The 21,085-nt window shown below is 71.1% G+C and carries 21 protein-coding genes; 14 read left to right on the top strand and 7 right to left on the bottom strand.

Going from position 1 to position 21,085, the window contains the following annotated elements; translation table 11 throughout:
* Together dnaJ and A9X04_RS12170 are read left to right on the top strand one after the other, a co-directional pair.
* Nucleotides 1-852: molecular chaperone DnaJ (dnaJ, locus tag A9X04_RS12165; protein ID WP_067920623.1), on the top strand; the 852-nt coding region annotated here is incomplete at its 5' end.
* Nucleotides 852-1,238 carry a heat shock protein transcriptional repressor HspR gene (locus A9X04_RS12170; RefSeq protein ID WP_067920661.1) on the top strand — a complete coding sequence of 129 codons (387 nt, stop codon included), beginning with the start codon at nt 852-854 and terminating at the stop codon, nt 1,236-1,238. The genes dnaJ and A9X04_RS12170, both read left to right, overlap by 1 nt.
* Here the strand turns inward: A9X04_RS12170 and A9X04_RS12175 are convergent, their stop codons facing one another.
* From A9X04_RS12175 to A9X04_RS12185, 3 genes are read right to left on the bottom strand one after another with little or no spacing between them, the layout of a single operon-like run.
* Nucleotides 1,239-2,129 (bottom strand): aldose 1-epimerase, encoded by an 891-nt coding sequence (locus A9X04_RS12175; RefSeq protein WP_067920625.1) that lies wholly within the window; start codon nt 2,127-2,129, stop codon nt 1,239-1,241. It abuts the gene before it with no gap.
* A gap of 11 nt (nt 2,130-2,140) precedes the next feature.
* Nucleotides 2,141-3,313: an FAD-binding oxidoreductase gene (locus tag A9X04_RS12180; protein ID WP_067920628.1), complete on the bottom strand. Its 1,173-nt coding sequence runs from the start codon at nt 3,311-3,313 to the stop codon at nt 2,141-2,143.
* A 42-nt stretch (nt 3,314-3,355) separates the two neighbouring features.
* Nucleotides 3,356-3,799, bottom strand: a complete 444-nt coding sequence (locus tag A9X04_RS12185) for a DUF3060 domain-containing protein (protein ID WP_067920630.1) — start codon at nt 3,797-3,799, stop codon at nt 3,356-3,358.
* A gap of 126 nt (nt 3,800-3,925) precedes the next feature.
* On the opposite strand from A9X04_RS12185, the gene clpB reads away from it, so the two are divergent.
* The 8 genes from clpB (at nt 3,926) to A9X04_RS12225 (ending at nt 12,657) form a co-directional block, all read left to right on the top strand.
* Nucleotides 3,926-6,472 carry an ATP-dependent chaperone ClpB gene (clpB, locus tag A9X04_RS12190; RefSeq protein WP_067920632.1) on the top strand — a complete coding sequence of 849 codons (2,547 nt, stop codon included), beginning with the start codon at nt 3,926-3,928 and terminating at the stop codon, nt 6,470-6,472.
* Nucleotides 6,473-6,677: 205 nt separating this feature from the next.
* On the top strand, nt 6,678-7,544 hold the full coding sequence (gene ttfA / locus A9X04_RS12195; RefSeq protein WP_067920634.1) for a trehalose monomycolate transport factor TtfA: 867 nt from the start codon (nt 6,678-6,680) through the stop codon (nt 7,542-7,544).
* A gap of 54 nt (nt 7,545-7,598) precedes the next feature.
* Nucleotides 7,599-8,372 carry an SDR family oxidoreductase gene (locus A9X04_RS12200; RefSeq protein ID WP_067920636.1) on the top strand — a complete coding sequence of 258 codons (774 nt, stop codon included), beginning with the start codon at nt 7,599-7,601 and terminating at the stop codon, nt 8,370-8,372.
* 73 nt (nt 8,373-8,445) lie between these two features.
* Nucleotides 8,446-8,961 carry an orotate phosphoribosyltransferase gene (pyrE, locus tag A9X04_RS12205; RefSeq protein ID WP_067920663.1) on the top strand — a complete coding sequence of 172 codons (516 nt, stop codon included), beginning with the start codon at nt 8,446-8,448 and terminating at the stop codon, nt 8,959-8,961.
* Nucleotides 8,962-9,870, top strand: coding sequence for a hypothetical protein (locus A9X04_RS12210; RefSeq protein ID WP_067920638.1), 909 nt, complete (start codon nt 8,962-8,964; stop codon nt 9,868-9,870). It abuts the gene before it with no gap.
* Complete coding sequence (locus A9X04_RS12215; RefSeq protein ID WP_197509149.1) at nt 9,867-10,517, top strand: RNA methyltransferase; 651 nt, start codon at nt 9,867-9,869, stop codon at nt 10,515-10,517. The genes A9X04_RS12210 and A9X04_RS12215 overlap by 4 nt, the downstream gene beginning before the upstream one ends.
* A 292-nt stretch (nt 10,518-10,809) precedes the next feature.
* A complete protein-coding gene (locus A9X04_RS12220; protein ID WP_197509150.1) occupies nt 10,810-11,952 on the top strand; it encodes an XdhC family protein in 1,143 nt (380 codons plus the stop codon).
* Between the two features lie 57 nt (nt 11,953-12,009).
* Nucleotides 12,010-12,657, top strand: coding sequence for an SRPBCC family protein (locus tag A9X04_RS12225; protein WP_067920642.1), 648 nt, complete (start codon nt 12,010-12,012; stop codon nt 12,655-12,657).
* On the opposite strand, the gene eutC is transcribed toward A9X04_RS12225, so the two are convergent.
* Together eutC and A9X04_RS12235 are read right to left on the bottom strand one after the other, a co-directional pair.
* Nucleotides 12,654-13,409 carry an ethanolamine ammonia-lyase subunit EutC gene (eutC, locus tag A9X04_RS12230; protein WP_067920644.1) on the bottom strand — a complete coding sequence of 252 codons (756 nt, stop codon included), beginning with the start codon at nt 13,407-13,409 and terminating at the stop codon, nt 12,654-12,656. The two genes, A9X04_RS12225 and eutC, sit on opposite strands and share 4 nt — an antisense overlap.
* Nucleotides 13,409-14,815 (bottom strand): ethanolamine ammonia-lyase subunit EutB, encoded by a 1,407-nt coding sequence (locus tag A9X04_RS12235; RefSeq protein WP_067920646.1) that lies wholly within the window; start codon nt 14,813-14,815, stop codon nt 13,409-13,411. Before A9X04_RS12235 ends, eutC begins: the two co-directional genes overlap by 1 nt.
* Before the next feature lie 28 nt (nt 14,816-14,843).
* Between A9X04_RS12235 and A9X04_RS12240 the strand changes: the two genes are divergently transcribed.
* Both A9X04_RS12240 and A9X04_RS12245 read left to right on the top strand, forming a co-directional pair.
* Nucleotides 14,844-15,965, top strand: a complete 1,122-nt coding sequence (locus A9X04_RS12240; protein ID WP_067920649.1) for a glycoside hydrolase family 76 protein — start codon at nt 14,844-14,846, stop codon at nt 15,963-15,965.
* Complete coding sequence (locus tag A9X04_RS12245) at nt 15,962-17,911, top strand: acetoacetate--CoA ligase (RefSeq protein WP_067920651.1); 1,950 nt, start codon at nt 15,962-15,964, stop codon at nt 17,909-17,911. Before A9X04_RS12240 ends, A9X04_RS12245 begins: the two co-directional genes overlap by 4 nt.
* Here A9X04_RS12245 and A9X04_RS12250 read toward each other — a convergent pair.
* The gene (locus tag A9X04_RS12250; protein ID WP_067920653.1) at nt 17,870-18,571 is read right to left on the bottom strand and encodes a DedA family protein; all 702 of its coding nucleotides are present in this window, start codon (nt 18,569-18,571) and stop codon (nt 17,870-17,872) included. The two genes, A9X04_RS12245 and A9X04_RS12250, sit on opposite strands and share 42 nt — an antisense overlap.
* Nucleotides 18,572-18,629: 58 nt before the next feature.
* On the opposite strand from A9X04_RS12250, the gene fbaA reads away from it, so the two are divergent.
* On the top strand, nt 18,630-19,664 hold the full coding sequence (gene fbaA, locus A9X04_RS12255) for a class II fructose-bisphosphate aldolase (protein WP_067920655.1): 1,035 nt from the start codon (nt 18,630-18,632) through the stop codon (nt 19,662-19,664).
* Nucleotides 19,665-19,722: 58 nt separating this feature from the next.
* On the opposite strand, the gene A9X04_RS12260 is transcribed toward fbaA, so the two are convergent.
* Nucleotides 19,723-20,553: a hypothetical protein gene (locus A9X04_RS12260; RefSeq protein ID WP_067920657.1), complete on the bottom strand. Its 831-nt coding sequence runs from the start codon at nt 20,551-20,553 to the stop codon at nt 19,723-19,725.
* 124 nt (nt 20,554-20,677) lie between these two features.
* Here A9X04_RS12260 and A9X04_RS12265 point away from each other — a divergent pair.
* On the top strand, nt 20,678-21,085 hold a 408-nt coding region (locus A9X04_RS12265; RefSeq protein WP_067920659.1), incomplete at its 3' end, for a DUF3151 domain-containing protein.

Here is a 21,085-nt window from a genome sequence, read left to right on the forward strand (position 1 = left end):
TTGTTCGATGCCGCGGGCCGAAGCGGTGGCGCCAACATCGGCGACCTGTTCGGCGGCCTGTTCGGGCGGGGCGCCGGCGCGCGTCCCAGCCGGCCGCGGCGCGGCAACGACCTGGAGACCGAGACACAGCTCGATTTCGTCGAGGCCGCCAAGGGCGTGGCGATGCCGTTGCGGCTGACCAGCCCGGCGCCGTGCACCAACTGCCATGGCAGCGGGGCACGGCCGGGCACCAGCCCGAAGGTGTGCCCCACCTGCAACGGATCCGGCGTGATCAGCCGCAACCAGGGGGCGTTCGGGTTCTCCGAGCCGTGCACCGACTGCCGGGGCAGCGGCTCGATCATCGAGCACCCCTGTGAGGAGTGCAAGGGCACCGGGGTGACCACCCGCACCCGCACCATCAACGTGCGGATCCCGCCCGGTGTCGAGGACGGGCAGCGCATCCGGTTGCCCGGACAGGGCGAGGCGGGCCTGCGCGGCGCGCCGTCGGGTGACCTGTACGTCACCGTGCACGTGCGGCCGGACAAGGTGTTCGGCCGCGACGGCGACGACCTCACCGTGACCGTTCCGGTCAGCTTCGCCGAACTGGCCTTGGGCTCAACGATTTCGGTGCCCACGCTGGACGGCAAGGTGGGCGTCCGGGTGCCCAAGGGCACCTCCGACGGCCGCATCCTGCGGGTGCGCGGCCGGGGCGTCCCGAAGCGCAGCGGCGGCAACGGGGACTTGCTGGTCACCGTCAAGGTCGCCGTGCCACCGAACGTGGAGGGCGCCGCGGCCGAGGGGCTGGAGGCGTACGCGGCCGCGGAGCGGGCCAGCGGGTTCGATCCCCGAGCGGGATGGGCGGGCAATCGCTGATGGCCAAGAATTCACGGGAGGAGTCCCGGACGTTCCTGATCTCGGTGGCCGCCGAGCTGGCCGGCATGCACGCCCAGACCCTGCGCACCTACGATCGCCTCGGCCTGGTCAGCCCGCGCCGCACTTCCGGTGGGGGACGGCGTTATTCGGAGCACGACGTCGACCTGTTGCGCGAGGTGCAGCGGCTGTCGCAGGACGAGGGCGTCAACCTGGCCGGCATCAAACGCATCATCGAGCTGACCAACCAGGTCGAGGCGTTGCAGGCCCGCGTGCAGGAGCTCAACGAGGAGCTGGCGCAGGTGCGCGCCGGCCAGCGCCGCGACCTGGCGGTGGTGCCCAAGAGCACCGCCGTGGTGGTGTGGCAGCCGCGCAGAACGCGCGGCTGATCAGACCCGGATCGAAAACTGTGTGACCGCAGGCTCGCCCGGCCGCGCGCGGTGGTAGCCGCCGCGGCGCAGGGCGTCCGTCGGTGCGGTCATCGGCTCGAAGCAGACGACGTCCTCGGCGGTGGGCGCGAAGATCTGCGTCGCCGGATACCCCCGCTCGAAGCGCACCTCCAGCCGCCGGCCGCCACCCGAGACCGCGAACACCGCGCCGTCGGGCACCTCGTCGTAGGCATCGTCGAAAGCCTTGTCCCCCAACGGCTCCGACAGCGCCGCCTGGGCTTCGAATTCGCCGGTGGGCAGCCCGAGGTCGTCCAGCCGCAGGCGCCGCAGGGGCGGTGTCTCGATCACCCACTCCGGGCGGGCCACGTCCGGCAGGCGCAGGTAGGGATGGAACCCGAAGCACAGCGGGACCGGGTGGGCACCGGTGGCGGTCACCGTGGCGCGCACCGTCAACGTCCGCTCGGCCAGCCGCACGGACACCGTCAGCACATGCGGGTACGGGAAGCTGGCGAGCAGTCGGGGATCGGCGCCGAAATCCAGCTCGGCGATCAACTCGCCGGCCGTCTCGGCGATCACCCGCCAGCCCGGATGGCCGGCCAGCACACCGTGGATCGGCAATCCGTTGGGGTCGGCGCGGACCCCGTTCTCGCCCGGCGTCAGCGTCGCCGTCACGCCTTCGGCGGTATAGGTGTTCGCGCCCAACCGGTTCGCCCAGGGATACAGGATCGGGATGCCCATCGTCTTGCCCGCCGTCACGTAGGCGTCCAGCCCGCGCCGCTGCCCCAGCAGCTCCACGCCGGCATCGCTGAGCGAGGTGCCGATCATGCCCGCCTCGGGCACGAACTCCGCGGCCACCGACGAGGCCGGGTCGCGCAGGGTGACGACGCGCATGCTTCCTCCACTCACCTTGATAGCGGGTCGTGCTGAATGTTTTCCGGCGGAGCGCCTTTGGCGATCAGCGCGGCCTTGGTGGCCCGCACCATCGGCGGCCCGCCGCAGATCAGGATCTGCCGGTCGCCCCACCCACCGTATTTGGTCACCACATCGAGGAGCCGGCCGGTCTGGCGCACGTGCAGGCCACGCGGCGGCGTGACGTCGGGATAGTCGGCGGCCCAGGCCGGGTCGGCGCCGTACTCCGAGACCGGCGAGACCGAGAGCCACGGATTGTGCGAGGCCACCTGCCACAGGGTCGGCAGGTCGTAGAGCTCGCATTGATAGCGCGCCCCGAAGAACAGGTGCACCCTGGGGTTCACCGCGTATCGGCTGAGGTCCATGATCAGCGTCCGCAGCGGCGCCAGCCCGGTGCTCCCGGCGACCATCAGGACGTCGCCGCCCTCCCGGTCGACCCGCAGGCCGCCGTGCGGGCTGGACAGCCGCCACCGGTCGCCGGGCCGCGTCTCGCCGACGATGGCGGTGCTGACCAGGCCGCCGGGGACCACGCGGACATGGAACTCGATGCCGCCGCCCGGGTCCGCCGGGATGGCGGGGGACAGGTAGCGCCAGCGGCGCGGGCATTGCGGGACTTGAACATTCACGTACTGGCCCGGGTGGTAGTCCATCGGCCGGTCAAGCTGCAGCCGGATCACCGCGAGGTCGCGGGACACCCGCATGTGCTCGATCACCGTGCCGTCCCACCACGCGGGCCCCTCGTCCGCGTCCGCCGCGCCGCTCATCACGCCGGTGATGAGGTTGAGCGACTGGCGGGCCGCGTCGTCGACGGCGTCGGTCCAGGCGCCGCCGAGCTGGGTCCGCAACGTCGACAGCAACGCGCGGCGCAACGTGTCGTAATGCTCCGGTAGCACACCGTATTTGCGGTGGTCGCGGCCGAGCTGGGCGAGGAAGGCCACCGGTTCCTGGGCGCGCTGGGCGACGAGCTCGCCGTATACCCAGTGCATGGCGTGCGCGAAAGCGGCCCGCTGTCCGCCCATTTCGGGCGGGAACAAGTCGCGCACCGAGGCGTCGAGGCCGAACCAGCGGGTGTAGAACCGGCCCACGAGCTCGTTGCCGGGCCCGGAGTCCTCCTGCGCGAAGGCGTCGCGCAGCACCCGCAACGCATCGGTGTCCTCGAGCCCCACGCGGCCCGATTCTAGGCGCGCCGCGCGCCGGCGATCCCGGCCTCAGCCCTGACCGACGGTGTTGGCCGTGCCGGCGTTGGCGATGGTCGGTGAGCCCCAGTGATACGTGACCGAGTTGCCGGTTCCCGACGCGCTCACCGCGTCCGTGCTGTCCACCGCGACGCGGTTGCCGTGGCCGGAGACGCTCAGGCTGGTGCAGTGGCCGGTGACGGTGACGGTGTTGGTCTGGCCGCTGACCGACAGGTAGCCGCCGTGGCAGCCGATGGTTTTCGTGGTGCCGGTGCCGTTGACCTGCAACGTGCCCGACTCCGGGACGGTCGCCGAAGGGCCGGCGCCGGCGAGATCGGTGTGGAATCCGGCGGCGGCCAGGCCCGCCAGTGCCAGCGCCGCGGCGGCGAGTGCGGGCCAGAAGGCGGCGCGGGGCCGGGGCTGACCCGTGGCGGGCCCGGCGTGGGTGGCGTTCTGGGGCTGTTGCGTCTGCGTCATCGCTTCGGGGGATACCCCGTGCGCCGCGGTCGCCAAAACTCGTTAGAGTTGAGCGGAACACACTCAACCTTGACGGCGTTGAAGAACGCGACAAGCATTTTCCCTACCTATGCGAACGGAGGCGTCGTGGACTCTTTCAACCCGACAACCAAGACGCAAGCGGCGCTGACCTCGGCGCTCCAGGCGGCCTCGGCCGCCGGTAACCCCGAGATCCGCCCGGCGCACCTGCTGATGGCCCTGCTGACGCAGGCCGACGGGATCGCGGGCCCGCTGCTGGAGGCTGTCGGCGTCCAGCCCGCGACCATTCGCGCCGAGGCGGAGCGCCTCGTCGAACGCCTGCCCCAGGCCAGCGGCGCCAGCTCGCAACCGCAGCTGTCGCGCGAGTCGCTGGCCGCCATCACCACCGCCCAGCAACTGGCCACCGAGATGGACGACGAGTACGTCTCGACCGAACACGTGATGGTCGGGCTGGCCACCGGCGACTCCGACGTCGCCAAGCTGCTGACCGGCCACGGCGCCTCGCCGCAGGCCCTGCGTGACGCGTTCGTCAAGGTGCGCGGCAGCGCCCGGGTCACCAGCCCCGAGCCGGAGGCCACCTACCAGGCGCTGGAGAAGTACTCCACCGACCTGACCGCCCGCGCCCGCGAAGGCAAGCTCGACCCGGTCATCGGGCGCGATAACGAGATCCGCCGCGTCGTGCAGGTTTTGAGCCGCCGCACCAAGAACAACCCGGTACTGATCGGTGAGCCCGGCGTCGGCAAGACCGCGATCGTCGAGGGCCTCGCCCAGCGCATCGTCGCCGGCGACGTGCCCGAGAGCCTCCGCGACAAGACCGTCATCAGCCTGGACATGGGCTCGATGGTCGCCGGCGCGAAGTACCGCGGCGAGTTCGAGGAGCGGCTCAAGGCCGTTCTCGACGACATCAAGAACTCCGCCGGCCAGATCATCACCTTCATCGACGAGCTGCACACGATCGTCGGCGCCGGCGCGACCGGCGAGGGCGCGATGGACGCCGGCAACATGATCAAGCCGATGCTGGCCCGCGGCGAGCTGCGGTTGGTTGGCGCCACCACGCTCGACGAGTACCGCAAGTACATCGAGAAGGACGCCGCGCTGGAGCGCCGGTTCCAGCAGGTGCTGGTCGGCGAGCCGTCGGTGGAGGACACCGTCGGCATCCTGCGCGGCCTGAAGGACCGCTACGAGGTGCACCACGGTGTGCGCATCACCGACTCGGCCCTGGTGGCCGCGGCGACGCTGTCCGACCGCTACATCACCGCCCGCTTCCTGCCGGACAAGGCCATCGACCTGGTCGACGAGGCCGCCAGCCGGCTGAAGATGGAGATCGACTCCCGGCCCGTCGAGATCGACGAGGTCGAGCGCCTGGTGCGCCGCCTCGAGATCGAGGAGATGGCGCTGGCCAAGGAGGAGGACGAGGCCTCCAAGGAACGGCTGGAGAAGCTGCGCTCCGAGCTGGCCGACCAGAAGGAGAAGCTGGCCGAGCTGACCACCCGCTGGCAGAACGAGAAGAGCGCGATCGACGTGGTCCGCGAGCTCAAGGAGCAGCTGGAGGCGTTGCGTGGGGAGTCCGAGCGCGCCGAGCGCGACGGCGACCTGGCCAAGGCCGCCGAGCTGCGCTACGGGCGCATCCCCGAGGTCGAGAAGAAGCTCGACGCCGCCCTGCCGCACGCCGAGGCCCGCGAGAACGTGATGCTCAAGGAGGAGGTCGGACCCGACGACATCGCCGACGTGGTGTCGGCGTGGACCGGCATCCCCGCCGGCCGAATGCTCGAGGGCGAGACCGCCAAGCTGCTGCGCATGGAGGACGAGCTCGGCAAGCGCGTCATCGGCCAGAAGAAGGCGGTGACCGCGGTCTCCGACGCGGTGCGTCGCAGCCGGGCCGGCGTCGCCGACCCCAACCGGCCGACCGGGTCGTTCATGTTCCTCGGGCCGACCGGTGTCGGTAAGACCGAGCTGGCCAAGGCGCTGGCGGAGTTCCTGTTCGACGACGAGCGCGCGATGGTCCGCATCGACATGAGCGAGTACGGCGAGAAGCACTCCGTCGCCCGGCTCGTCGGCGCCCCGCCCGGCTACATCGGCTACGACCAGGGCGGCCAGCTGACCGAGGCGGTGCGGCGGCGGCCGTACACGGTGATCCTGTTCGACGAGATCGAAAAGGCGCACCCGGACGTGTTCGACGTGCTGCTGCAGGTTCTCGACGAGGGGCGTTTGACGGACGGTCAGGGCCGCACGGTCGACTTCCGCAACACCATCCTGATCCTCACGTCCAACCTTGGGTCGGGCGGCAGCGAGGAGCAGGTGATGGCCGCGGTGCGCTCGGCGTTCAAGCCGGAGTTCATCAACCGGCTCGACGACGTCATCATCTTCCACGGCCTCGAGCCCGGCGAGCTGGTGTCGATCGTCGACATCCAGCTGGCCCAGCTGCAGAAGCGGCTGGCGCAGCGCCGCCTCACGCTGGAGGTGTCGCTGCCGGCCAAGCAGTGGCTGGCGCAGCGCGGGTTCGACCCGGTCTACGGCGCGCGGCCGTTGCGCCGGCTGGTGCAGCAGGCCATCGGTGACCAGCTGGCCAAGCAGCTGCTGGCCGGCGACGTGCACGACGGGGACACCGTTCCGGTCAACGTCAGCCCGGACGGCGACTCGCTGATCCTGGGCTGAGCCCGGGCTGCGGGTCCCGAGTGTGAATTCCTGGGCTTTGAGGGTGCGCCCAGGGCGGGAAATTCGCGAAAGCGCCGCCCTGGGCTCACGCTCGAAGCCGTCAGCGCAAACGGCTGGCGAACGAGGGCGTTAGTTCCGTCTCGTAATTGGGTTGTGACCAGCCGGACTTCTTTATTCCGGAGCAATTACGGATACCCTGTGTGGGATGGTCCCCCTTTGGTTCACGCTGTCCGCGCTGTGTTTCGTCGGCGCGGGCGTGTTGCTGTACGTCGACCTCGATCGGCGTCGCGGCCGCAGCAGGCGCCGCAAATCATGGGCGCGGTCGCACGGCTTCGACTACGAGCGTGAATCCGCCGACATCCTCAAGCGCTGGAAGCGCGGGGTGATCTCGACGGTCGGCGACATCGCCGCCGAGAACGTCGTGCTGGGCCAGATCCGTGGCGAGGCGGTCTACATCTTCGACCTCGAGGAGGTCGCCACCGTCATCGCGCTGCACCGCAAGGTGGGCACCAACGTCGTGGTGGACCTGCGGCTCAAGGGGCTCAAAGAGCCACGGGAGAGCGACATCTGGCTGCTGGGCGCGATCGGCCCGCGGATGGTGTACTCGACCAACCTGGACGCGGCCCGGCGGGCCTGCGACCGCCGCATGGTCACCTTCGCGCACACCGCACCGGACTGCGCCGAGATCATGTGGAACGAGCAGAACTGGACGCTGGTCGCCATGCCCATCACCAGCACCCGCACCGAGTGGGACGAGGGGCTGCGCACCGTGCGGCAGTTCAACGATCTGCTGCGGGTGCTGCCGCCGCTGCCGGAGGAGACCCAGCAGGAGGCGGGCGCGCCCGCCGGGCTGCGCAGCGCGTCGCCCAGCCGGCCGCTGGCGCCCGCCGGCCGCGCGGAGCTGCCGCCCCGGCGTGCGCAGCAGGACGTCGGCGGGCTGCTGGGCTCGGACGTTCAGGCGCCTCGCCGGCCGGCCGAGCCGATCCGCCGGGAGCAGCGCGGCCCGGACGCCGTTCGCCGCCCGCCGCCGGCCGGCCGCAACGGCCACCAGGCCACCAACTATCAGCACTGACGGCCCGCCGGGCGCGGGCAGGGCGGCGCGGCCGCCGTCATTAGGATGTCGCTCATGCCTCGTCCCGTAGCCCTGATCACCGGGCCGACGTCCGGGATCGGCGCGGGCTACGCGCGCCGTTTCGCCCGCGACGGCTACGACCTGGTCCTGGTCGCCCGCGACGTCGACCGACTGACGCAACTGGCAGGTGAACTCGAAGGCCGGGGTGGCGCCGTCGAGGTGCTGCCCGCCGACCTGGCCGATCCCGCCGGCCGCGACAAAGTCTGCGAACGCCTGGCGCGGGGAGTCCGCGTGCTGGTGAACAACGCCGGGTTCGGCACCTCCGGCGACTTCTGGGCGACCGACCCCGCGGTGCTGCAGTCACAGCTCGACGTCAACGTCACGGCGGTGATGCACCTGACCCGGGCGGCCCTGCCGGCCATGCTCGACACCGGTGCCGGCACCGTCGTCAACATCGCCAGCGTCGCGGGCCTGGTGCCGGGGCGCGGCTCGACCTATTCGGCGTCCAAGGCGTGGGTGATCTCCTTCAGCGAGGGCCTGTCCGTCGGCCTGCAGGGCACCGGCGTGGGCGTACACGCCGTGTGTCCGGGCTACGTGCACACCGAATTTCACGCCCGGGCCGGGATCGACATGGCGAAGTCGCCCTCGTTCATGTGGCTCGAGGTGGACGACGTGGTCGACCAGAGCCTGGCCGACATCGCCCGCGGCAAGGTGATCAGCATCCCGGGCCTGCAGTACAAGGCGATCATCGCCGCCGAACGGATGATTCCGCGGACCCTGATGCGGGCCGTGACCAAGCGGATCGGCGGTGGCCGTGGCCGGACCTGAATCCCCGCGCGGCGACGATGCCGGCCGCGCAGCGGCGGGAGGAGAAGCCGCGCACACCGACTCCCGCGAGGAGCTGGCCGAGCTGGTGCGCCGGCTGTCGGTGGTGCACGGCCGGGTGACGCTGTCGTCGGGCAAGGAGGCCGACTACTACGTCGACCTGCGCCGCGCGACCCTGCACCACCGGGCCTCGGCCCTGATCGGTGCGCTGATGCGCGACCTCACCAGCGACTGGGACTACGACGTGGTCGGCGGCCTGACCCTGGGCGCCGACCCGGTGGCCACCGCCGTCATGCATGCGCCGGGACGCCCGATCGACGCGTTCGTGGTCCGTAAGTCCGCGAAAACCCATGGGCTGCAACGCCTTATCGAGGGATCCGAGGTCGCCGGCAAGCGCGTGCTGGTGGTCGAGGACACCAGCACCACCGGCGCGTCGGCACTGACGGCGGTGCGCGCGGTCCAGGAGGCCGGCGGGCAGGTGGTCGGCGTGGCCACCGTCGTGGACCGTTCCACCGGCGCCGCCGAGGCCATCGAGGCCGAGGGCCTGCCGTACCGCAGCGTGCTGGGCCTCGCCGATCTGGGGCTGGGCTAATTGCCCTGCCGTACACGCCTTCTCGCGGTAGCGGCCTGCGTGCTGGCCTGTCTGACGGGCTGCTCGGGTTCCAGTCATCCGGTGCGCCCCTACGGCGCCCAGGGGGCGCGGCTCGGGGAATCGCTGTCGCTGCTGGGCTGGAACATGGCGGTGTCGAACCTGCGCTGGGACGACGACTACGTGCTCGTCGACGTCGACGCCTCCGCGGTGGACCCACGCGCGCCGCACGCCAAGCCCGAGGACATCCGGTTCGGGCTCTACGGCGCGCTGTCGCACCCGATGGAGTCCAACGGGCTGGGCAGTTGCGGCCGCCCGACGGGCAAGGCCCCCGACGTCCACTCGCCGTTCGCGGCTTCCGGCGACCGGCTCGCCGGGACGGTTTGCCTTGGGCCGCTGAAGGATCGCAGCCAGGTCCGCGGCGTGTACGTCTATTCGCCGCGTGACCGGATCCCCAACAGCTCGGCGGCCTACCCGGCCGCGTTCCCGGTGGGGTTGATGCCCACCAACGCCAACGACACCGGCCTGTCGGTGAAGACGGTCAGCCTGTCGGCTTGGCGCGCCGATGGTGCCCCGATGACCAAGGCGCAGCTCGGCGACCCCGCGGCGTTCAACGGCAACGGCTACATGCTGCTGGGCCTGGAGGCCGACGGCCTCGCGGCCCGGTATCGCGACGAATCGGCCCACCGCGGCGGCCCGCTGATGCTGCTCGCCTCCCCGACGCTGCCCGGCGCCGGCCTGAACCCGGCCTGCTCGGCGTACGGGTCGTCGGTGCTGGTCCTGCCCGACGCCTCGCTGGACGCCGTGCATGTCAGCGCCTCGCTGTGCACCCAGGGCGAGATCAACGAGGCGCTGCTCTACGCGACCGTCGCGGTCGATGGCACCCACGCCGGGGTGTGGACGCCGCGGTGAGCGAACCGGGGCCTGGGCCGACCGAATGGGCCGCACCCGCCGCCGGGGTGGGGCCGTGGCCGGGCGAGCCGCCCGACGACGCGCGCTATGACCCGGTCCTGTTGCGCGAGGGCGACACCCGCAACGTCGTCGACGCCTACCGGTATTGGACGCGCGAGGCCATCATCGCCGACATCGACCGGCGCCGGCACCCGCTGCACGTCGCGATCGAGAACTTCGGGCACGACGCCAACATCGGTTCGGTGGTGCGCACCGCCAACGCCTTCGCGGTGCACACCGTGCACATCGTCGGCCGGCGGCGCTGGAATCGCCGCGGCGCCATGGTGACCGACCGCTATCAGCGGCTGTGCCACCACGACAGCACCGCCGACCTGATGGGCTTCGCGGCCGGTGCCGGGCTGACGGTGGTCGCGGTGGACAACGTCCCGGGGGCGGCGCGGCTCGAGGAGACGGCGCTGCCGCGGGAGTGCCTGCTGGTGTTCGGGCAGGAGGGTCCTGGCATCACCGACGACATCCGGGTGGGCGCGGCGACGACGGTGTCGATTGCCCAGTTCGGCTCGACCCGCAGCATCAACGCCGCGGTGGCCGCCGGGGTCGCGATGCACGCCTGGATTCGGCAGCACGCCGACCTGTCGCAGGCGTGGTAGCCGCGTCCCTTCTCGCCGAATTCCTTCTCGAATGTGCGCTCAGGGCGGGGATTCTCGGCGTGTCGCCGCCCTGGGCGCACACTCGAAGCCAAGCATTCACACGCGAAAAGCGTTGGCCATTCGTACCGGAATTTGATATCGCCCGCGATATCAAATCCGCGGAGCACTTCCTACCCTGGAAACTGGTGCCCATGTGGCCGGTGAGGTCTTAACCGTTGGGTCCGGCAGCGTTCGACGGGGCGAATGGACCCGAAGTCGAGCCGGGTCGTCGCCTTCACTCTACGTTGAGAGAGTGCGTGACGTGCTTGCCGAGCTGATGTCGATCTGGCGCGCCGGCGACACCGCGGGGCTGGGCACGGTGGTGCGCACCTTCCGGTCCGCGCCGCGGCCGCCGGGGGCGGCGATGGTGGTGGCGCCGGACGGCTCGGTGACCGGGTCGGTGTCGGGTGGTTGCGTGGAGGGCGCGGTCTACGACCTCGCGACCGAGGCGACGAAAAGCGGTGCGCCGCGGCTGGAACGCTACGGCGTCAGCGACGACGACGCGTTCGCGGTCGGTCTGACGTGCGGCGGCGTCATCGATGTCTTCGTCGAGCCGGTCTCGCGCGCCTCGTTTTCCGAACTCGGCGCGGTGGCCGATGACATCGCCGAGGGCCGCGCGGTGGCGACCGCGACCGTCATCGCCCACCCGGATACGGCGTGGATCGGCCGGCGGATCGTGATCCGGCCCGACGGGATGGCGGGATCGCTGGGTTCGGCGCGCGCCGACGCCGCGGTCGCCGACGATGCGCGCGGCCTGCTCGCGCTGGGCCGCAGCGAGGTCCTCGAGTACGGGCCCGACGGGCAGCGGCTCGGCGACGGCATGGAGGTGTTCGTGGCCAGCTACGCCCCGCCCCCGCGGATGCTGGTGTTCGGGGCGATCGACTTCGCGGCCGCGCTGGCGCGGCAGGGATCGTTCCTCGGCTACCGCGTCACCGTGTGCGACGCCCGCCCGGTGTTCGCCACGCGGGCGCGCTTCCCGACGGCCGACGACGTCGTCGTCGACTGGCCCCACCGCTACCTTGCCGCGCAGGCCGAGGCGGGCGCCATCGACCGCCACACGGTGATCTGCGTGCTGACCCACGACCCGAAGTTCGACGTGCCGGTGCTCGAGCTCGCGCTGCGGCTGCCGCGGGTCGGCTACGTCGGGGCGATGGGGTCGCGCCGCACGCACGACGACCGCGTGGCCCGGCTCAGGGCCGCGGGGCTGACCGCCGCCGAGCTGGGCCGGCTGTCCAGCCCCATCGGGTTGGACCTCGGCGCGCGCACCCCCGAGGAGACCGCGGTGTCGATCGCCGCCGACATCATCGCCAAGCGCTGGGGCGGCGGGGGCCGCCCGTTGGCGCAGATCGTCGGGCGCATCCACCACGACGCGGGGGACCCCACTCTACTTCCGTAGTGCCGCCCGTAGGCTGGTGCGCGACACCGTCGTCGCCGCACCCGAGAGGAACCCGGCATGAAGATCGCCAACCAGTTCACCGTCAGCGCCCCCATCGATCAGGCCTGGGACGTGCTGAGCGACCTGGAGCAGGTGATCCCGTTGATGCCGGGCGCCCAGCTGACCGGCCACGAGGGCGAGGACTACTCCGGAAAGGTGAAGGTCAAGGTCGGCCCGGTCACCAGCGAGTTCAGCGGCAAGGTCCGTTTCGTCGAGCACGACCGGGGCCAATACCGGGCGGTCATCGATGCCAAGGGCAAGGAGACGCGCGGGACGGGCAACGCGGCCGCAACGGTCACCGCCCGGCTGCAGCCCGACGGCGACCGGACCAGCGTCACCGTGGACACCGACCTGAAGATCGTCGGCAAGCTCGCGCAGTTCGGCAGCGGCATGCTGCAGCAGGTCTCGGAGAAGCTGCTGGGCCAGTTCGTGGAGTCGCTCGAAGCCAAGCTCACCGCCGAATCGGTGGCGGCGCCGGCCACACCGGAGGGCCCCGCGCAGGTGGGGCGCGCCGCAGAGCCGCGCCACGCCGCCCCGGCCGTCGAGCCCCAACCCATCGACCTGCTGCAGCTCGCGGGCGGTGACCAGCTCAGGAAGTATGCCCCGTTGGTGCTGGCCGTGCTGGTTGGGCTGGTGCTCGGTTGGGTCCTCGGCCGCAGGGGTTAGCGCCCGAGGCCACCCGTCGGCCGGGCCGCGCCGATCGCTGCTCGCGTGGTGTCCTTGAGCGCCACGCCCGAGCGGCCGAGCGCACGCGCCCCGGCCACCAGCGCGGCGGTGACCGCAGCCGCCGCCCGGTATTCGAGGCCGTCGGGCGGGTGGATGTTGGAGACGCAGTTGCGGTCGGCGTCGGTGAGCCCCGGCGCCGGTCGATGCGTCAGGTAGATGCCCAGGCTGTCGGCGACCGACAGTCCCGGGCGTTCGCCGATGAGCACGAGAACCGTTGTGACGCCAAGCGCCTGGCCGATGTGATCGCCCAGCGCGACGCGCGCCTGGGTGGCGACGATCGGCGGCGCGATCCGGTAGCGGCCGTCGAATTCGCGGACCAGCGCCGCGAGCGTGCCCGCGCCGTGGTCGGTCAGCGCCCGCGGCGAGAGCCCGTCGGCGAGGACGATCCCGATGTCCGCCCGGGTGTTCGGCAGGCCCGACAGGTCGGCCGGGCTGCGTCCCAGGTCGGGCCGGCGCAGGTACTCGGCGCGCGAGGCCGCCCGGCTGCACACGCGCAGCGGCTCGTCGACACCGATGTCGCGCAGCTTCCCGATGAGCGCGTCGACGTCGAGTGGCTCGTGGACGGCGTCGCGCGCCGCGGCGTGCGCGGCCTGGAATTCCAGGACGCGCCGGGTCGGCAGCGAGGTTCCCGCCCGCCCGAGCCCGATGCGCGCCCGCGTGGTCGCCCGCAGCGGTTCCCAGACGTCGTCCATCAGCCCGCCGCCAGCGCGCGCAGCGGCGACGTCGCGGGGTCGACGGGAAGGATCCGCCCGGCGGCGTCGAGCATGCCCAGGCCGGCCAGCCACCCCTCGAATTCCGGTGCGGGCCGCAGCCCCAACGCCTTTCGGACGTACAGCGCGTCGTGAAACGACAGGCTCTGGTAGCCGAGCATGATGTCGTCGGCGCCGGGGACCGTGATGACGAACGCCGTGCCGGCCACGCCCAGCAGGGTGAGCAGCGTGTCCATGTCGTCCTGGTCGGCCTCGGCGTGGTTGGTGTAGCAGACGTCGACGCCCATCGGCAGGCCGAGCAGCTTCCCGCAGAAGTTGTCCTCGAGCCCGGCGCGGATGATCTGCTTGCCGTCGTAGAGGTACTCCGGCCCGATGAAGCCGACGACGGTGTCGATCAACAGCGGCTGCAGCGCCCGGGCCACCGCGTAGGCGCGTGCCTCCAGCGTCTGCTGGTCGACGGGCTTGTTCCCCACCCCCAGGTGGGCCCCCGCCGACAGGGCCGCGCCCTGACCGGTCTCCAGGTACATGACGTTGTCGCCGACCGTGCCGCGGCGCAACGACCGCGCGGCCTCGTTGGCCTCGGTCAGCATCGCGATGGACGTCCCGAACGACGAATTGGCGCCCTCGGTGCCCCCGATCGACTGGAACACCAGGTCGACCGGCGCGCCCCGATCGATCAGCTCCATCGTGGTGGTGACGTGGCACAGCACGCACGACTGGACGGGGATCGCGAAGCGCTGGCGAATGTCGTCGAGCAGGTGCAGCAGGTCCGACGCCGCCTGCGGCGAGTCGGTCGCCGGATTGACGCCGATCACCGCGTCGCCACAGCCCAGCAACAGGCCGTCGAGCACCGCCGCCGCGATCCCGCGCGGGTCGTCGGTGGGGTGGTTGGGTTGCAGGCGGGTCGCCAGCGTGCCCGGCAAGCCGATCGTGGTCCGGAAGGCCGCGGTGGCCGTGGCCGCGGCGGCCACCAGGATCAAGTCCTGGTTGCGCATGATCTTCGACACCGCCGCAACCATTTCCGGCGTGAGCCCGGGGGAGACGGCGGCGATCCGCGCCGCGGCGTCGTCGCGGCAGGCCGTGTCCAGCAGCCAGTCGCGGAAGCCGCCCACGGTCAGGCCCGCGATCGGGGCGAACGCCTCGCGATCGTGACCGTCGATGATGAGCCGGGTGACCTCGTCGGTCTCGTACGGCACGACGGCCTCGGTGAGGAACGTCGCCAGCGGCAGGTCGGCCAGCACCCAGGCGGCGGCGGCCCGTTCGGCGTCGGAGCCGGCGGCGCAACCCGCGAGCTGGTCGCCGGAGCGCACCGGCGTCGCCTTCGCCATCACGTCGACCAGGCCGGAGAAGGTGTGCGTGGTCCCCGCAATGGTTTGCCGGTAGCGCATATTTCAGTATGAGGCAGGATCGGGGACTATGGATCAGCTATGGGCCAACCGGGCGGCCAGCTCCGAAGCCGCTGTCGCGCAACGACACCTGAAACGGCTGTGGGGGCTGCCCGGGACCCAGCTCGGCGTGGTGGGGTGGCCGTCGACTCGCCGGGACCGGATGTTCGGGACCTGGCACTACTGGTGGCAGGCGCACCTGCTGGATTGCCTTGTCGACGCGCAGCTGCGTGACCCGCAACCGCAACGGCACACCAGCATCAACCGGCAGGTCCGCTCGCACCGGCTGCGCAACAACGTCCGCTGGACCAACAACTACTACGACGACATGGCCTGGCTGGCGCTGGCGCTGGAACGCGCCGCCCGCATCGCCGGCGTCGAGCGCCACCGCGCCCTGCCCAAGCTGGCCGAGCAGTTCCTCGACGCGTGGGTACCCGAGGACGGCGGCGGCATCCCCTGGCGCAAGGGGGAGCAGTTCTTCAACGCCCCGGCCAACGGCCCGGCGGGGATCTTCCTGGCCCGCTACTCCGACCGGATGCGGCGCGCCCAGCAGATGGCCGACTGGATCGACGAGACCCTGATCGACCCGGAGACCCACCTGGTGTTCGACGGCATCAAGGCCGGCTCCCTGGTCCGCGCCCAGTACACCTATTGCCAGGGCGTGGTGCTCGGCCTGGAAACGGAGCTCGCGGCACGCACCCACGACGACCGGCACGCACCCCGGGTGCACCGGCTGGTCGCGGCCGTCGCCGAGCACATGGCGCCCGCGGGCGTGCTGGCCGGCGCCGGCGGCGGGGACGGCGGCCTGTTCTCCGGCATCACCGCGCGCTACCTCGCGCTGGTCGCCACCACCCTGCCGGGCGACTCGGCCGAGGACGCCGCCGCCCGCGACACCGCGCGCCGGATCGTGCTGGCCAGCGCCAAGTCGGCGTGGGACTACCGGCAAACCGTGGACGGGCTGCCGCTGTTCGGCCCGTTCTGGGACCGCGACGCGCAGCTACCCACACCGGCCGGCGAGGAGGCCCGGTCCGTCGACGGTGCGGTGAACAGTTCCGAGGTCGCCGAACGGGACCTGTCGGTGCAGCTGTCGGGGTGGATGCTGATGGAGGCCGCCTGTAACGTCACCGCCGTGACCGCAGGGAGCGCGACATGACGGAGCCGGGCGGCTGGATTCCCGACGAGACCGCGCTGGCCCGGGCAAACCTCACCCACTTCATGGCGTGGCTCGCCGACACCGGTCGCGGCCACTACGGCGACTACCACGCGCTGTGGCGCAAGTCCGTCGAGGACATCGAGTGGTTCTGGGACGCCGTGTGGCACTACTTCGACATCCAGGCCGCCAGCCCACCCCGTGCGGTGCTGGGCAACCGCGCGATGCCCGGCGCCGAGTGGTTCCCCGGCGCCACGCTCAACTACGCCACCGAGATCTTCCGGCACGCGACCCACGAGCGGCCCGCCATGATCGTCGTCGGCGAGGGCGGCGCGTGCGAGTGGTCCTGGGCGCGGCTGCGCCGCGAGACCGGCGCCTTCGCGGCCTACCTGCGTGGCCTCGGGGTGCGGCCCGGGGACGCCGTCGTCGGGTACCTGCCCAACGTCGCCGAGGCCGTCGTCGCCGCCCTGGCCGCCGCCAGCGTCGGCGCCATCTGGGCGGTGTGCAACCAGGACGTGGCCGTCGACGGCGTGATCGCGCGGCTGGGCCAGGTCGAGCCGGCCGTGTTGGTGGCCACCGATGGCTCGGTGTACGACGGCAAGCGCATCGACCGGCGCGCGGAGCTGGACACGATCCGGCGCGCGATGCCCAGCCTGCGGGCCACCGTGGTGGTGCCGCGGCTCGGGCTCGAGACCGACGGCGAGACCGTGCCGTGGGCGGCGGCGACGGGCTCGGACGCCGAGCTGGAGATCACCCCCGTCCCGTTCGCGCACCCGTTGTGGGTGATGTTCTCCTCCGGCACCACCGGCAAGCCCAAGGGCATCGTGCACGGGCACGGCGGCACCGTGCTCGAGCACCTGAAATACCTGAACCTGCAACTGGAGCTGTACGCCGGCGAACGCTTCCTGTGGTACTCGTCAACCAGCTGGATGATGTGGAACCTGCTGCTGTCCGGGCTGCTGGCCGACACCACGATCGTGCTTTACGACGGCAGCCCAACGCATTTGGGCACCGACGGGCTGTGGCGGGTCGCCGCCGAGTCCGGCGTGAACGTGCTCGGCGCCGGCGCGGGCTACCTGCTGGCCTGCGCCAAGAAGGAGCTCAAGCCCGGGGCGACGTACCCGCTGGACGGGCTGCGCGCCGTGGGTTCCACCGGTTCACCGCTGCCCGCGTCCGGATTCCGTTGGGTCCAAGAGGGGCTCGGCCGGCCGGTCCCGGTGATGTCGATGAGCGGCGGCACCGACGTCTGCACCGCCTTCATCGGTGGCTGCGCGATCCTGCCGGTGGTGGCCGGCGAGCTGTCGTGCATCTGCCTGGGCGCGGCCATCGAATCCTGGACGGGCCCAAACCATCCCGTGATCGGGGAAGAGGGCGAGCTGGTGATCACCGAGCCGATGCCCTCGATGCCGGTGTTCTTCTGGAACGACGACGACGGCAGCCGGTACCGGGCCGCCTACTTCGAGAAGTATCCGGGGGTGTGGTGTCACGGCGACTGGATCACCATCACCGACCGGGGATCCGTTGTGGTGCACGGCCGTTCGGACGCCACCCTGAACCGGATGGGTGTGCGGATGGGCAGCGCGGAGATCTACACCGCGGTGGAGGGGATGCCCGAGGTGGGCGACTGCCTGGTGGTCGGGGTCGAGCAGGACGACGGCGGGTACTGGATGCCGCTGTTCGTCGCCCTGACCGACGACGCCCAGCTCGACGAGGAGCTGAAGTCCAGGATCGTGGCGGCCATTCGGCGGCATGCGTCCCCGCGCCACGTGCCCGACGACATCCTGGCCGTTCCGGGCATCCCGCGGACGCTGACCGGCAAACGGCTGGAAATCCCGATCAAGCGGATCCTGCTGGGCGCGGCGCCGGCCGAGGCCGTGCAGCAGAGTTCGATCGACCGGCCGGAACTGCTAGACGCTTTCGTTGCGTACCGCAGAAGTCGGGTGTCCTGAGCCGGGCTCCTGCGCGCCCCGCCGCCGGCCCCGGTAGCTGCGCCAGGCCGCGATGAACACCGGCGTCAGGGAGACGACCAGGATCACCAGCAGGATCTTCTGCAGGTTGTGGTGCACGAACGGCACATTGCCCAGGAAGTAACCCGCCAGCGTCACCCCGCCGCCCCACAGGGCGCCGCCGACGATGTCGAAGCCCAGAAACACCGGGTAGCGCATGTAGGACACCCCGGCGACCGGCGGGACGAACGTCCGCACGAACGGTGCGAAGCGCGCCAGGATGATCGCCCACGGCCCGTATTTCTCGAAGAATGCGTGCGACTCGGTCACGTAGTGCTTCTTGAAGAACCGCGAGTCTTCCTTCTTGAACAGCGCCGGCCCGATCCGGCGGCCGATGAAGTACCCGGTCTGATCACCCAGGATCGCCACCGTGGCCACGGCGGGGGCGAGCACCCAGATGCTGGCCGGCGGGTTCGGACCTGCGGCCAGCAGACCGCCGGTGAACAACAGCGATTCGCCGGGCAGCAGCGGAAACAGCAGGCCGGTCTCGATGAAGACGATGATCAGGATGCCGGGCAGCACCGCGGACCCGAAGACGCCGTCGGCGCCCAACCAGTACATCGGGTCGAAGATGTGGGGCAGGGCCGTCACCGTGGTGCTCACGATGCTTCAACATACCGGTGTTGCGATACTGGATGGGCCTACTGGCCAGGAGGAGCCCATGCCCATCGCCACGCCCGAGGTCTACGCCGAGATGCTGGGCCGCGCCAAGGAAAACTCGTACGCCTTCCCCGCCATCAACTGCACCTCCTCGGAGACGGTGAACGCGGCGATCAAGGGCTTCGCCGACGCCGGCAGCGACGGCATCATCCAGTTCTCCACCGGCGGCGCGGAGTTCGCCTCCGGGCTGGGGGTCAAGGACATGGTGACCGGCGCGGTGGCGCTGGCCGAGTTCACCCGAGTCGTCGCGGCCAAGTACCCGGTCCACGTCGCGTTGCACACCGACCACTGCCCCAAGGACAAGCTGGACAGCTACGTGCGCCCGCTGCTGGCCATTTCGGCCCGGCGGGTGGCGGCGGGTCAGGACCCGCTGTTCGGATCGCACATGTGGGACGGCTCGGCTGTGCCGATCGACGAGAACCTGGCCATCGCGCAGGCTCTACTCAAGGAGGCGGCGGCCGCCAAGATCATCCTGGAGATCGAGATCGGCGTGGTGGGCGGTGAGGAGGACGGCGTCGCCCACGAGATCAACGACAAGCTGTACACCACGCCGGAGGACTTCGAGAAGACCATCGACGCGCTGGGTCACGGTGAGCACGGCAAGTACCTGCTGGCCGCGACCTTCGGCAACGTGCACGGCGTCTACAAGCCCGGCAACGTCAAGCTGCGCCCGGACATCCTGGCCCAGGGGCAGCAGGTGGCCGCGGCCAAGCTCGGCTTGCCCGAGGGGGCGCAGCCGTTCGACTTCGTCTTCCACGGCGGGTCCGGCTCGCTGAAGTCGGAGATCGAGGAGTCCCTGCGCTACGGCGTGGTGAAGATGAACGTCGACACCGACACCCAGTACGCGTTCACCCGCCCGATCGCCGGCCACATGTTCAGCAACTACGACGGCGTGCTCAAGGTCGACGGCGAGGTGGGCGCCAAGAAGGTCTACGACCCGCGCAGCTACCTCAAGAAGGGCGAGGCGTCGATGTCCCAGCGGGTGGTGGAGGCCTGCGAGGATCTGCACTGCGCCGGAAAGTCCCTGGGCAGCTAGCCGCCCGCCCAACGTGAAGCTAGCCTCACACTCGGCGCCCAGGCCCGCGGCGATCACGCTAGCCGCTGGGCGACTGGCAGATCTTCCACTGATCGTCGCGGTACTGCAGGTCCAGGCTGCGCGTCGAGCGCAGGGACGGGTCGTACGCCATGAATGTGGTGACGTTGGCCTCGGCGTGCTGGCCGTTGACCACCACCTGGTCGATGCTGGCGATCACCGGATACTGCTTGGCCGCCGAGACGCGGCGGTAGGTCTCGTCCCACTGGTGCTCGTCGTAGTCGGCATACCCGTCGCGGGTGGTGCCGCAGGTGATGGTGCGCAGCGTGGTCAGGTCGCCCTTCTGGATGGCGGTGTCGAAGCTCTGGATGGTGGTCCGAACCTGGTCCTCCTGCGACATTTTGGTGTGCTTGCCGCGGGTGAGCAGGACCGTGCCCAGGATCGCGATCGCGGCCAGCGCCAACACGATCAGCACCAGCGCCAGCACCCAGCCCCAGTTGAACTGCCGCGAGGTGCGCAGCTTCGCGCCGAGACGAGGTGGGATCGATTGCGGCACAGCGGGTTTGGGAGGCATGCCGGCCTGTGCGGGCATGCCCTCCGGCGGTGAGGCGAAGACCTCGGTGGCGGGCTCCGGCGTGGTGGCGATCACCGTGGTCTCTTTCGCGTCGAAACCCGGCGCGGTGAAGCGGCGTTCGCGCTGCGCGCCGTCCGCGTCCCCCTCGGGGTGCGTCGGATCGCCGCCCGATTCGGGTCTGATCACCACGGTCTCGGTCTCGGAGTCGCTCGGTACCAGCGGGACGCTCTCGGTCGCGTCCTCGCCTGATGGCGCGGCCCATTCGTGCCCACGCGGATTCGGCGTGCCGCCGCGGTCGGGCTCGGGTGGCTGGGGCATGAGTACGGCTGTCCTCCGCTATCGGGTGGGGTAGTTGGAGAGCTTAGCGACCATTCCCCCTGGATGGGGTGACGGTAGAGGTCCGGCGGCCCGGCGAAACGGGGCGGCTGGGAGTATAGGAGCCATGACGCCGACGCGAGACCTGCTGGGACCCGACCCGACCCTGCTGCCGGGCGATCCCGACGCCGAGGCCGAACTGCTCGCCGGCGAGAAGCCCGCGATCGTCGCCGCGGCGCACCCGTCGGCGTCGGTGGCCTGGGCGGCGCTGGCCGAGCAGGCGCTGGCCGACGACCAAGCCGTCACCGCCTACGCGTACGCCCGCACCGGCTACCACCGCGGCCTGGACCAGCTGCGGCGAAACGGCTGGAAGGGCTTCGGTCCCGTCCCGTACGCGCACCAGCCCAACCGCGGGTTCCTGCGCTGCGTGGCCGCGCTGGCCCGTGCCGCCGACACGATCGGCGAGTCCGACGAGTACCAGCGCTGCCTGGACCTGCTCGACGATTGCGACCCCGCGGCGCGCCCGGCGCTGGGC

The sequence above is a fragment of the Mycobacterium sp. E3247 genome, from assembly GCF_001667785.1.
Taxonomy (GTDB): Bacteria; Actinomycetota; Actinomycetes; order Mycobacteriales; family Mycobacteriaceae; genus Mycobacterium.